We start from the raw sequence: 15,402 nt of genomic DNA, 5'->3' as shown, positions 1-15,402 counted from the left end.
AGGTTGGACACCCCTACAGAGGGGTAACAATTAAAATGGAACTTTAATCACACCTTAAGGTCTAACCATCAGACAGTTTTAATAAAGTCCTTCAAATGACAGTTGAGAGGAAGATTGACTATGGATAGTCAGATTGCCAGAGGTACAAAAAAACACGTTCCTCATCCTGGCCTGCCTGATTATGGCGTGGCAGCCAAGATGGCAGAGCCGGGTGTATCGTCAAAGGAAAAGCAGGATGTAGAAATCTGCTCTGAAGTAAGGTCCAGACTAAAGAGATTGCCCTCTTCGGAGACCTTGCCTGACAAAGTGAGAACCCTCTCCGCAACGGATTCCTCGCGCCAAAAGGCGACTCATTCCTTCGATTTTCGTTTTGTCGACAGTGATGACGAGGTTCGACAGCTTTTGATTGCCAGGACCTGTGATGAACATCAGGATGTTGCTGTTATTTCCCACCCCGACGACCTCTCACAGGCTAACCTGGTGAGCCGGTTGAGCATTTCTGAAGAGGGTCGCCACACTCTGAGTTCGGGCAAGCTGTTTGAAGGTTCACAGCCATTGACTCTGGTAATTGATATTCGAAAGCTTACCAGCGAAGAACTGCCAAAATTTAACGATCTGCTGGACCCGGATAACCCTTGTCTGTTCGACAAAGTCAGCCATGAGAAGCGCCCTCTGGGCCAGCATGTTTCTCTATTGGTTCTGGCAGACCCGGCACAGCTGGCATCGGATGGCAGGCGTGATGATGCACTGGGGGTCGGCGCCCCCGGTGCTGATTTCTGGCGACGAATTAATCGGCCGGAAAATACCTGGAAGTTCAACGCGCAGACTGACAATGACCCATCGATAGAGATCGACAAGGTACCTTCGGTATTGACTGAACTCCCTTCTGCCGAAAGTGTTATGGACGACGACAATAGTGTTTTAATTGACTGCCATTTGCACAACAACTGGCGACAGTTGCTGCTGGGCGGCCCCGGAGTGGATAAACAGGGGCGAATCCGGCACCTGCCCGGCAGGCTTGAGTCATTGAGGACCGGACAACGGGTGATTCTGAAAGGGGCGGATTGGGAAGACCTGGCCTTTGAACAGACGATTCGACAGATGCTGGCGCAACAGTGTTTTGAGAGCAACGGGAAGATCTGTCCATTACCCGACGATGTTCAGTTTTATCAGATGCCGGTGGGGAAAGACGAGCTTAATTCAATGTTCCAAAGTCTGTCGCACTCTTGCGACGAAAAAGACTCCGCTCCACGACCCCCGATCCTTATTAACGAGAGCAATATCAGTGAATGGCTCAACCCGATTGCTATTGCCCCGGAAGGCTATGCAATCCCTAATACCAGTCTGTTGCAACAAATTCGGGCAGGTGGTGTAGTCACCGTAACGTCCACCCTCACTGAGGCACACTGGTTTCATTTGCTGGGTTCACTGCAGACGATTCGCGAGACGACCGGCCTGGAGACCCGGCTTCAGGTGACTGATTCAAGACAGCAACCAAAAGCACTGGGATTGGCAGAAAACAATGAACAGCCAATCACAGATCAAGCCACTTTTAATACCGTTACTTATCAGCAACATGCCCAGACAAGTCATTGGCTGAATAATCAGCAGGAAGCCCCTTTGGTCATTCAGGTCAGCGAACAGACCGGCTTTAGTCAGCTCTTTGATAATATCCATATCACTTCGGAACAACAGGCGCATTTTGGGCGAGAGCCGAGTAAATTGCAGGAGGCATTGAGCGCTGGCGAACCGATTGTATTCCGGGGACTCGAGCATAACCCAAGGCTTCAGCAGCTTCTGGAGCCCCTGGTTATTGGGCAACCTCTGTTGGTGAACGGTCAATTACAAAGCTACCCACAGGCTCATGTCACTTTACTCTGGCCTGAGTCTGTAAAAAGTCCGTCTCCGGTCTTGCACTCGCTGGTTGCCAAGGGTGAACCCTGTCCTGAGGTCGATCTCTGGGCTATCAATGCCAACAGGCATGAAATCCCCCGGGCTGAGCTGCCAGAACAAGCGCTTAATAAACTTTACCAGGCGTTTAAAACCGTACCTGTCGGCCTTTGTAACCCTCTGCCTGAAATGAACGAAGTGTTACTGAATAACCTGATAATGGCTGCCCGGCGGGCACAACAGGTTGATCAGTCCTCAACGCTTTTACCCCGCCACTGGCGCAGGGCCATTAATAGCGTCATCACCCACGTCACCCGGCAGAATCCGCCCGTGAGGGATTTTATGAAAGTGGCTTGCTGGCAATTTTTACCGGATAAGGATCACCTTCCCTCGGTAGACCCGGATCAGTTAACGGCCATCATCAACAGTGCCCCGCAGTTGGATAGAGCGTATTTGGAGCAGAACCTGTGGCCACTGGCCAGAACCATTGATCTGACAGTCTTGAAGGACAGTAAATCTGAAGGATTATCGCTGTCCTATAAAGAGCCAGTTTCATTTTGGCATAGGAGAAATTTTCTGGACAGGCTCTGTGCCCTGATTGTGGCCCTTGGGCCTGAAGAACATCGTCAGGCAATGGCGTATCAGTTAAAAGTCGATCCGGAGGCAGCGAAACGATATCCACCCTTAACCATCAGGCCATCAAGACAAATTAAACGTTTGCAGGATGCGCTGGTTTCTGGCTGGCAGTTACGTTTGCTACCAGGGCAGACGCGATCCGATGTCATTCAGGCTCTGGCCACCGATTGTTTCCACATCGTCAGGACAGCCAATTCTGAAGCAGAAGGCATTGAACGTATAAAACGTCAACTGTTTGAATCAATGGCGTGGCAAGGTTCCACTGATATGCCCTGGTCAGCACTGGCCCGGGATCTTTATCACGGCGAGATAAGTCAGAAGGATCGTGAGAGTCGTCGATTGTCCCGACTTCTTGATCGGCTTACGGACTCTCCCGTTATCTTCCTGCAGGGAGAAACCGGCACCGGGAAAAGTTACTTTTCTGCCAGAATGGCGAAGACTTCAGGGCAGGCTTCGGTGTTGTCTCTTGGACCTTCTGACAGCGAGCAGACCCTGATGAAACGCTGGCAGTGGCAACAGCATGCCGATGGCGACCGCACTATGATGCAGCAAAACCGGGCATTGATGGAATGGGCCAATACCAAATCCGACAAAGACGGAGAGTACATCACTTTAGTGCTGGATGAAGCCAACCTGACCCAAGCCGGATTACTGGCATCATTGAACGGCTTATGGGAACCACAACCCCGCATCTATGTGAATGGTCATCCTGTCAAGGTCAGCCCAAAACACCGGGTGATTCTCACCGGTAACCCGGATCATTATGCCGGGCGCCAGCTCGATCCGGACCTGAAAGAGAAGCTGCCCAGGGCTTACTACCCACGTCTGGACCGGGCATTCCTTAGGGACAGGGTGGTGGAACCGGCTCTGGTCAAGCATTTACAAGAGCATCTGATGGAGCATCAAATAAACGACATTGCACACAGTGCCAGCAAAAGTGTGATGGCGCTCTGGCAATATTATCAGGAACTCTTGCCCGACCATGAGTTTACCCCCAGGGATTTAACGGACATCTGCAGTTGGGTGGGTTGGTATCTGGATCGTGCTCAGCCCGCTCGCGGCAGTGTGACCTGTGGGCAAATAAACAGTTTGATACAACACAGTTTTCGGGATGTACTGGGGCCGGAAATCACCGAAACGCAACGGGATGCCCTGTCGGCACTGGAAATCTGGTTTGCTGCCCGTTACCAGGCGGAGAACACCCTGAGTGACAGAGTTCGTAACAAAACCCTGTCAGATTTTCAGCAGACCTTCAGTACAGTCACCCGAGAAATCCAACCGGACTTTGATACCTCCGGATCGGCGGTCCGTGAACTGGCGCAGCAGCTTGGGCAGGATTTAAGCCGCTGTCAGCAGGCTCATCATCACGACAGAAAACACGGCGGCCGTCAGGCAACACTGATTGAAGGTCCGGCGGGGCGGGGTAAAGATGCCACTCTGAACCTGGTGATTGAAAGTGTCAGACAGCAGGCCGAAAAACGTCAAGAATTGATGCCAGAAGTCTATTACCTGAATGCCTGTGATTGTTCCTGGGACAAAGTGTGTGAAAAGATCCAGAAGGCCAGAATTGAAGGCGGCATCGTGGTGATTTCAGAAATGAACCTGATCGACAGCCAGCATCTGGAAGGTGAGTTAAACGATATTCTGGCCGGTGTCGCCCATCCGGGTTTTCACTTGTTTGCCACCATCAACCCGCCTGAGTACAGCGGGCGAAAGCCCTTATCACCGGCGCTGAAAGGGCGTTTTCGACATTTGCCCATCCGGCAGTACAATGCGACCGAATTACAGACCATTGCCGAAAAAGTGCTGCCAGAGTCCTCACAAGGGACATTCGCCGCCAAGATGCTAACAGAAAAACATTGTCGTTTAAGGGCTCACCTGCAAAGCAAAAAACTGCCATTGCAACCGACCAGCCTTGATTTACAGAATGTTGCCAGGGCTATCACCAGAGGTGGCGATTTGAGCGAAAAAGCCGTTAATCAATACCTCAATCAGCACTACCGGCTTTACTTGATGGCTACCGACCTATCGCTGGAGAAACTGCCCGAGTCTTCGGCTCTTGCCATGGGGAAAAGTGAATTTGATTCCGGACTTTGCCGTTGGTTCAATGAAACGGTACCGGGCATTGATCGTCCGTGGTTGATACGAAACAGTCATCTCAACATTGTTGATGAAAAAAAACATGAAATCCTTGTTAACACTCAGCGGGATGAAAAGGAAGTCAGAACGGAAATCATCAAAAGTGTGGCTCAGGCAAAGTGGCAGTCATCAGGCCTTCCCCTGAAGCCGGACGAGTCGGACGATATTCTTACCGGGGCACTCTACCGACACTGGCAGCAACGCTGGTTTAGCAATCATTTTGGCCGGACGAACGTAGACGTTAACAGCGTATTTCCCCTGACGGAAGAACAGCAACAAACGCTGAAAATGTCAGCTAACCAGCCTTATCTTCAGGCCGCTGATCAGCAGATAGGGGCGTGGAAAGCCGATAAAGTTCAATGGTGGTCTGTGTTCTGGTATCAGATCAGTGATCTGTTGAACCATCTGGCAGACGATTTTATCAACGAAGCATCCGCTATTGGTGGTGATAAGGCTACGGCATTGGGTCAGAGAACGAACCACGAGCCACAGCCTGTTAATAAAGGGTTGACTATCTACGGTGATCGCGCTCCAGAAAAATACATTCCGGAAGTCCATGAGGAAGGGGCTCCGGTATTGGACCGAAGAACGAACTATGAGAAAGAGAGCAAGCCACGAATTGACGATTATATAATTTTTGATAAGCCGGGCCATTTTCCCGGGATTTATCGGTCATTTGCAAAGGATATTTATGTATCTCCTGAGGGCAAAATCAAACGGATCAGTATTAATGATAAACACATGCAGGGAGTCGAAGTCGTCATACCTGCCCGGTTACCAGAGCATGACCGGAAAGTGACATTAGCCAGGGACCAAACACTGGCCACCTTTTACGAGTCATCAAAAAATGGTCAATTTATATTGCCCAGCCTGACAATTAACGACTATATCGTGGCACTGCGCGTAGAACCCAATCTGGCATTCACGCTGCTCAGGGACCGATATACCGGTATACACACACTATTTATTCCAGAAGCCAAAGTCGGCCAGAGCATTAAATTTGTTTATGTTGTAGAACCCAGAGAAGTGGGCAAAAAAACATCGGCTGAAAAAATCCGGCCCGCACAATCAAGACGTTTTGACGCCCACTGTTGCGAAGGTATGAAAACAATACTGAACGACCTGTTTGAGAACATTGAGAAACAGGCATCCGAAATAAAGAAACCTTTGCAGAAGATAGCAGAGGCTACAGACACGGAGCAACGCATTAAGGCAATCAAGGACTATTGCGAACACTTTTCCGGTGTTGATGTACCAGAGCGCAATAAAAATTTCTTTCACTTCCTGGTAACACGCCGACAAGGCGCCTGTCGTCATCGTGTGCCTGTTTTTATTGCTTTATGTCGTTATTTTGGCATTCCATGCCGACAAATATCCAATGATACCCACGCCTTTGCAGAGTGTTCGCCGGACGGTGGCCAAACCTGGAAATCGGTCGATTTGGGCGGAGCGCCTGTCGAGGCAACAGAAATCCGCCCTCACTTCCAGGACACCAAAAGAGTCAGTGTTTCCGGCACTAAATTAAAGAAGACCAGGAATCTGCTGAATGGGATCCTGACAGGTGCTGATTTAGCACAACAGCAAACTCTGGCTAAAGCCTCTGGTATGAGTCCTGAAGAACTGAAACAGGCCCTTGAGGCAGGCTGTGGATCGCCGGAAACCCTTCCGGGTAGTTTCGAAATGGTAAAGAATCTCTGGGGGAGAAAAGATTTACCCGGCTTTTCCATGGGTGTCTCAATATTATTAGTGTCGCTGGAAACAGAAGCACACAACTTTGACGAAGTTCTATTGGTTTGGAGTGTTTTTGACGAAAATAAACTGATGTTGGAGACAATCAAACACATCTTGTCCAACAGTGATAAAGATCAGGTCACTGAACCCCTCAAGTTATTGCGTTCAAAAATGAGTATTTGGGACATAGCAGGCCCTGAGGACTGGCTAAACCCAATAATGAAAATTCTGAATGACATTGAACTGACTCCTTCGGTTATTGACTTTGCCCGGAAAGCCCTGGCATCGGGTTGGCTGGATATACCGCCGACCTATACGGGCCTCGTAAAGGCCCATAAACACCATGAGCTATTGGTACGTCTGCAAGGTGTCGATGAACTGAAGGTTAAAGCCAGCCATTTACTGAAAAAGTGGTATAAGAAATTATTCTTCAGAGGGAAAGATAGCCAGTTATGGCAAAGGGCTTACCATTCGTTCCAAACAACAAAAGCCGGGGCCTTTTTTGTCACTCATTGTCATCATGGTTTATCGCCATTTCTGGAAAAAAATATTCTCAGTTCATCTATACGCAACGCCTGGACGGACCAACCTGAGGGCATTGCGAATATAGAACGAATGCTGGTTCACCATCCTGCATTTCCGAAATTAATCTCGGGCAAAGCGAACCACCGTCCGGTAATTATCGTGGGGAGGCCTGACTGGAGCTATGGCCTGGAAGCGATGGATAAAAAGGTCGAAGCCCTGTTACAACGAATCGCTGAGAACCGCTCAGACCTGAAACATTTGTTGGAAAAAAACAGTCAATTCAGCTTATCTTCAGGGGAAGTAGCTCTCATAAATGATTTAAAAGACAAATGTGAGGAGGCGCTTAAGCAGGCCTTCAGTCATTATCTGTATGAAGTGACACACCTGAAAGGCGGTTGCCTGACCTATTGCTGGGGCGATGCCCACATAGATGGATGCTGGAATAGCAACAGGTATGGCGCTCATGACCCATCCTCACCAGAAGAACTGAATGCCATGATGTCTGCAATCAGAAATGAAGAGCTTGAGAAATCTATTCAGGATGACTACTTACGTCAGGCACTTAACGCCAGTGATGCTCTGGTGCTCAAAACCAATGAGCTGAATACCATTGCCGAAGAGTTTTTGAACAGCGTGAATTTGAATTCGCTTTGTGAGGCATTGGATACCTGATCATAGTTTGGTCCTGATCAGTTTTTCGAGATCGTTAAAATGGAACTTTAATCACACCTTACAGGTCTAACCATTTAACAATTTCAATAAAGTCCTTCAAATGACAGTTGAGAGGGAGATTGACTATGGATGGTCAAATTGCCGGAGGTACCAAAAAACGCGTTCATGATCGTAGCCTGCATGATCATGACGTGGCAGCCAAGATGGCAAAGCTGGGTATATCGTCAGAGGAAAAGCAGGATGTAGAAATCTGCTCTGAAGTAAGGTCCAGATTAAAGAGATCTCCCTCTTCGGAGACCTTGCCTGACAAAGTGAGAACCATCTCCGCAACGGATTCCTCGCTCCAAAAGGCGACTCATTCCTTCGATTTTCGTTTTGTCGACAGTGATGACGAGGTTCGACAGCTTTTGATTGCCAGGACCCGTGATGAACATCTTGATGTTGCCCTTGTTTCCCATCCTGATGACCTTTTAAAGGCTAACCTGGTGAGCCGGTTGAGTATTTCCGAAGAGGGTCGCCACACTCTGGGTTCAGGCAAGCTGTTCGAAGGTTCACAGCCATTGACTCTGGTAATGGATATTCGAAAGCTTACCAGCGAAGAGCTGCCCAAATTTAACGATCTGCTGGACCCGGATAGCCCCTGTCTGTACGACAAAGTCAGCCAGGAGAAGCGCCCCCTGGGTCAGCATGTTTCTTTATTGGTTCTGGCAGACCCTGCTCAGCTGACATCGCTTGGCAGGCGTGATGACGCACCTGGCGCTGATTTCTGGCGTAGAATTAATCGACCGGAAAATACCTGGCAGTTCAACGCACAGACTGGCAATGACCCATCAGTGGAGATCGACAAGGTACCTCCGTTATTGGCTGAACTCCCCTCTGCCGAAAGTGTTATGGACGACGACAATAGTGTTTTAATTGACTGCCATTTGCACAGCAACTGGCGACAGTTGCTGCTGGGCGGCCCCGGAGTGGATAAACAGGGGCGAATCCAGCACCTGCCCGGCAGGCTTGAGTCATTGAGGGCCGGACAACGGGTGATTCTGAAAGGGGCCGACTGGGAAGATCTGGCCTTTGAGCAGACCATTCGACAGATGCTGACGCAACAGTGTTTTGAGAGCAACGGGAAGATCTGTCCGTTACCCGACGATGTTCAGTTTTATCAAATGCCGGTTGGGAATAACGAGCTTCATTCACTGTTCCTGAGTCTGTCGCACTCTCTTGTCAAAGAAGGTGACAATAAAGACTCTGCTCTACGAATCCCGATCATTATTAACGAGAGTAATATCAGTGAATGGCTGAGCCCGATTGCCATTGCCCCGGAAGGCTATGCAGTACCAAACAACTGTCTGTTAGAACAGATTCGGGCGGGAGGTTCAGTCACCGTAACGTCTCCCCTCACTGAGGTTCTCTGGTTTCGTTTGCTGGGATCATTGGTGACTATTCGCGAGATGACCGGCCTGGAGCCGCAACTTCAGGTAGCCCACTGGAAAAAGCAACCGAAAGCCCTGGGATTGACAGAAAAAGATGAGCGCCCTCTGTCCAGGCCACAGGAAGAAATCAGAAATCAGGCCGCCTTTCATTTCGTCACTTATCAGCAATACGCTCAGGCAAGTCACTGGATCAGTGAACAGCAGGAAGCCCCTCTGGTCATTCAGGTCAATGAACAGACCAGCTTCAGCCAGCTCTTTGATAATATCCATATCGCCTCGGAACAAAAGGCGCATTTTAGACGACATCCAAGTCAATTGCAGAAGGCATTAACCACTGGCAAACCGGTTGTACTGCTGGGACTGGACAGCAATCCGGCGCTTCAGCAACTTCTGGAACCTCTGGTTGTTGGGGAACCTTTGCTAGTGAATGGCCAACTGCAGGCCTACCCAAAAGCTCGTGTCACCCTCTTCTGGCCTGAGTCTGCAAGAAGCTCATCTTCAATAGTTAATTCAATGGTTGCCACAGGTGAACCTGGTCCCGAGCCCGATCTCTGGGATATTAGTGCTCATAAACATGGTATCTCCCGGACTGAGCTGCCAGAACAAGCACTTGATGAACTTTACGAAGCCTTTAAAACCGTACCTGCCCACCTGTGTAACCCCCTGCCTGAAATGACCGAAGGATTGTTGCACAATCTGATAATGGCTGCCCGGCGAGCACAGCAGGTCGACCAGTCGCCACGGCTTTTACCCCGCCACTGGCGCAAGGCCATCAATAGCATCATCACACATGGCACCCGACAACATCCGTCAGTGCGTGATTTTATGAAAGTGGCTTGTTTGCAGTTATTACGGGATAAGGATCAAACCGCCTCGGTAGACCCGGATCGCTTAAACGCCATCATCAAGGGTGCCCCCCGGTTTGATAGAAAGTTTGTGACTCAAAACCTGTGGCCACTGATCAGAGTGTTTAATCTTGCATTCTCAGAGGGCAAACGGTCTGAAGGCTTGCATCTTTCCTATGACTCTCCCTTTACACGGTGTCATGAAACAACTGAAAAAAAATTTCTGGACGAGCTCTTTGGCATGATCCTGGCCCATGCTCCTGAAGAACAACGAGATAAAATAGCGTATCAGTTGCAAGTCGATCCGGAAACGACAGAGCAATATCAATATTTAGCCATCATGCCATCAAGACAGATCAAACGTTTGCAAGACGCACTGGCTTCTGGCTGGCAATTATCTTTGCAAAAAGGGCAGACCCGATCCGATACCATTCACGCCCTGGCCACTGATTGTTTTCATAGCGCCAGAACAGCGAATTCTGAGGCAAAAGGCATTGCACGCATTGAACATCGACTGGCTGAATCACTGAAATGGACGGGCTCCACTGATATGCCCCTGCCAGCACTGGCCCGGGATCTTTATCACGGCGAGATAAGTCAGAAAGATCGTGAAAGTCGTCGATTATCCCGACTCCACGACCGGCTTACAGATTCTCCTGTTATCTTCCTGCAGGGAGAAACCGGCACCGGCAAAAGTTACTTTTCCGCCAAATTGGCAAAAACTTCAGGACAGGCTGCGGTCATTTCCCTTGGGCCTTCTGACAGCGAAAAAACCCTGATGAAACGCTGGCAGTGGCAAGAGCACACCGATGGTGATCGCTCCATGAAACTGCAAAACAGGGCGCTGATGGAATGGGCCAACACTCCGTCCGGGAAGGATGGACACTATGTCACTCTGGTTCTGGATGAAGCCAACCTGGCCAAAGCCGGATTGCTGGCATCATTGAACGGCTTATGGGAACCGGAGCCCTGCATTTACGTGAATGGTCACCCTGTCAGGGTCGGCCCAAAACACCGGGTTATTCTCACTGGCAACCCGGATCATTACGCCGGGCGTCAAATGGACCCGGCTCTGAAAGAGAAACTGCCGACAACTTACTACCCTCGCCTGGATCAGGCATTCCTTCGCGACAGAGTGGTGGAACCGGCTTTGGTCAAGCATTTACAACGGCATCTGCCGGAGCAGCAAATAAACGACATTGCACACAGTGCCACCCAAAGTGTGATGGCACTTTGGCAATATTATCAGGAACTCTTGCCCGACCATGAGTTTACCCCCAGGGATTTAACCGATATCTGCAGTTGGGTGGGCTGGTATCTGGATCGAGCCCTGCCCGCTCGCGGCAGTGTGACCTGTGGGCAAATAAACAGTTTGATACAACATAGTTTTCGGGATGTACTGGGGTCGGAAATCACCGAAACTTATCAGGATGCCCTGTCAGCGCTGGAAATCTGGTTTGCTGCCCGTTACCAACCGGAGAACACCCTGAGCGACAGAGTTCAGGAACACACTCTGCAGGAAATGCAGCAGACCTTCAGTACAGTCAGCGAAAAAATCCGACCAGACTTTGATACCTCCGGATCGACAGTCCGTGAGCTGGCGCAACGGCTTGGACAGGATTTAAACCGCTGTCAGCAGGCTTATCATCACGACAGAAAACACGGCGGTCGTCAGGCGACACTGATTGAAGGCCCGGCCGGACGGGGCAAGGATGCCACGCTGAACCTGGTGATTGAAAGTGTCAGAAAGGAGGCTAAGCGACAGGGAGAGTCCATGCCGGAAGTCTTTTACCTGAATGCCTGTGATTGTTCCTGGGACAAAGTGTGTGAAGCGATCCAGAAGGCAAAAGTCGATGGCGGCATCGTGGTCATTTCAGAAATGAATCTGATCCACAGCCAGCATCTGGAAGGTGAATTGAACGATATTCTGGCCGGTGACGCCCATCCGGGTTTCCACCTGTTTGCCACCATCAACCCGCCTGAATACAGCGGACGAAAACCCTTATCGCCGGCGCTGAAAGGGCGTTTTCGACATTTGCCCATCCGGCAATACAACGCGGCAGAATTACAGACCATTGCCGAAAAAGTGTTGCCAGAGTCCTCAGAAGGGACATTCGCCGCTAAACAGCTGACAGAAAAACATTGTCTTTTAAGGGCTTACCTGCAACAGCAAAAACTGCCGTTGCAGCCGACCAGTCATGATTTACAGAATGTGGCCAGGGCCGTTATCAGAGAAGGTAATTTTACCGAAACCGGCCTTCATCAATGCTTCTATCAGCACTACCGGCTTTATCTGATGGCCGCCAACCTGTCGCTGGAGGCACTGCCAGAATCACCGGTTCCTGCCACGAGTGGGACTGAACTTGTTCCTGAAATTTGCGTCTGGTTCTACCAAACAGTATCGGGCATTGGTCGTCCGTGGCTCATACGACGAAGTGATTGCAACAGTATTGACGAAAAAAACCATGAAATTCAAATTGATACTCATCTGGATGAAGAGGAAGCGAAAACCGAAATCGTCAGGCGTTTGGCTCAGACAAATTGGCAGGCATCAGGTCTTCCCCTGAAGCCGGATCGGTCCGACGATATTTGCACCCGGGCACTCTACCGATACTGGCAGCAAAGCTGGTTTAATCATAATTTTGGCCGAACAGGCGTGGATGCCAATAGCGCATTTCCCTTGACGGAAGAAGAGAAACAAGCACTGAAAATGCTGGTTTCCCAGCCTTATCTTCAGGAGGCTGATCAGCGGATAAAGGCGTGGAATTCCAATGCAGTTCAATGCTGGCCTGAGTTTTGGGAGCAGATAAGGAATTTGCCGAACCGTCTGTTTGGCAATTCTATGAACGAAGCGCTGGCTATGGGCGATGATAGCCCTGCTGAACAATACATTCCAAAAGTCCACGGGAAACAGGCTCCGGCATTGGATCAGAGAATGAACTATAAGCCACAAACTATTAGCGAAGCGTTGGCGATTGGCGGTAATAAAGCTCCTGAAAAATACATTCCGCAAGCCCATAGCAAACTGACTCGGGCATTGGATCGGGAAACGGATTATGATCTCCGGAAGGAAGCAACAGATACGGATTATAAAATTTTTGATACCTGGAGGTATTCTTCCCGTATGTATCGCTGTTCGGCAGAAGATATTTTTGTGACTGCCAGGGGTGATATCATGCGGATGAATATTAATGATATACACATTGAGGGAGTCGAAACCCTCATGCCTGAGCGGTTGCCGGGGCCTGACCAGAAAGTGACATTAGCCAGCAATCAAACGCTGGCAGTCGTTAACTGTTCACCGAACAAACGTCAACATACTTTGCCCAGTCTGAGCCCTTACGACTATATCGTGGCCTTGCGTATAGAATCTGATTTACCATTCACCCTGATCAGAGACGAATATACCGGGCTGCACACGCTGTTTATTCCCGAAGCCAAAGCCGACTCTGGTATTCAAGTGGCTTATGTCGTAGAACCCAGAGAAGTGGTTAAAAAAACACCTGCCAGACGAACTCAACGAGAACGTTCAACACTTTTGGACACCCACTGTTCAAATAATATAAAAACCGTACTGAACAAACTGTTTGCAAACATTGCCGGACAGCCAGACGAAATACAGAAACCTTTGCAGACCATAAAAGACGCTAAAGGCACGATGCAGCGCGTTCGGGCAATCACGGACTATTGCAAAGGGTTTTCCGGTACGGCTCAACCAGAGCCTAATAAAAATTTCTTCAAATTTCTCGTCACACGGCGGCAAGGTAGCTGTCGTCATCGCGTGCCTGTTTTTATTGCTTTTTGCCGTTATTTTGGGATTCCATGTCGGCAAATAAATAGTTTTATCCACAGCTTTGCAGAGTATTCTCCGGATGGAGGACAAACCTGGAAATCAGTGGATTTGGGCGGATCGCCCGGACGGACAAAAACAATGACACCTGACTTCCAGCGCAACAGGAATCTCAATGATTCCAGCACTGAGTTAATGAAGATTAAGGAGTTTCTGAGGGATATCCTGAAAGGGGCAGATCTGGCACAACAGCAAACTCTGGCTAAAGCCTGTGATATGAGTCTGGAGGAACTGAACCAGGCCCTTGAGACAAAAAGAGCGTTGCCAGAAACCAATCTGGGTATTTCCGAAATCGTCAAGAACCTTTGGAAGGAAAAAAATCTGACCGGTTTTTCCATGGGCGTCTCACTTCTGGAGTCACTGGAGACAGAGGCACTTGACAATAAAAAGCAGGGATTGGTCGGTTTTATGGTTGACAACGATGGGAATGTCATCAGACCGATGTCGGAAGCAGTCAAACATATATTGTCCAACACTCATGAGGACCAAATCACTGAACAGCTGAAGTTACTTCATTCAAAAATGATTGTTCAGGCCGGAGCGAGTCCTGTCAATTGGTTGGATTCAATAGTGCATATACTGAAGGGCAGTGACCTGGCCAACCCTGCGGTTATGCGCTTTGCCCGAAAAGCCCTGAAATCGGGCTGGCTGGAAACACCGCCGCACGATGATTGGAACGCCGGAAATACCCATGACCATCATCGGCTATTAGTGCGTCTGGAAGCTGTTGATGAACTGAAGGTTGAAGCCACCCGCTGTCTCAAAAAGTGGTACAGGGATCTTTTGCCCAAGAAAAAAAATAGCCACATGTGGAAGACAGGTTATGCAATCTTCCAAAAGAAGAAAGGTGACACCTTGTTGGTCACTCATTGTCATGATGGGTTTTCGCCATTCCTTAAAAATAAAATAGTCCTCTCATCCTTGCAGACTGCCTGGACGGACGACCCTGAGGGCACGCCAAATATAGAACGAATGCTGGTGCGCCATCCTGCGTTTGAGCAGTCAAGCTCGGGTAAGGCGGCCCACCGTCCGGTGATTATCCTGGGGCAACCTTCCTGGGACAACACAATGATTAATGAAAAAGCCGAAGCCCTTTTTCAACGAATAGTTGAGAGCAGCCCGAACCTGAAAAAACAGCTTGATGCCAAAAGCAGGAACAAATCCGCAACAGAACCCTCTGAGCTATCACCCGGGGAGCAGAAACTTGTGGATGATTTACAAGACAAATGCAAGAAAGCAATTCAGCACGCCTTCAGTCATTATCTCTATGGAGTGACGCACTCGAAGGGCGGTTGTTTAAACTATTGTTGGGCCAATGCTTCTATATTTGGCTGCTTCACAGATTTATATGGCGCTCACGATCCATCCTCACCAGAGGAGCTGAATGCCATGATGTTTTCAATCAATAGCTCTCCCTGTTTTCAGGAATCTGTCAAGGATGCCTATTTAAGGCAGGTACAAAACGCCAGTAACGCTCTGGTGCTCAAATCCGATGAGCTGACAAAAATTGCCGGAGAGTTTGTGAACACCGTGAATTTGAATTCGATTTATGAGTCATTGGATACCTGATAACCGTCTTGCCATGATGCGTTATTCGAGATAGGGGACTTCCCCCAATGGCAACGAATAACGACCAAAATGGAACTTTACTCCCACCTTAAGGTCTAATCGTTAAAGAATTTTC

General features: G+C 49.3%; 2 protein-coding genes. Both read left to right on the top strand.

Annotation, left to right across the window (positions count from 1 at the left end):
• The first annotated feature begins 120 nt into the window (after nt 1-120).
• On the top strand, nt 121-7,593 hold the full coding sequence (locus ACOMG9_RS20940; RefSeq protein WP_448218316.1) for an AAA family ATPase: 7,473 nt from the start codon (nt 121-123) through the stop codon (nt 7,591-7,593).
• A gap of 125 nt (nt 7,594-7,718) precedes the next feature.
• The gene (locus tag ACOMG9_RS20935; RefSeq protein ID WP_494529346.1) at nt 7,719-15,287 is read left to right on the top strand and encodes an AAA family ATPase; all 7,569 of its coding nucleotides are present in this window, start codon (nt 7,719-7,721) and stop codon (nt 15,285-15,287) included.
• Nucleotides 15,288-15,402: the final 115 nt, after the last annotated feature.

It is taken from the genome of Endozoicomonas sp. PH6C, assembly GCF_059322965.1.
The sequence above is the reverse complement of the archived record's forward strand: the minus strand, read 5'-3'. Positions and strand labels throughout refer to the sequence as shown.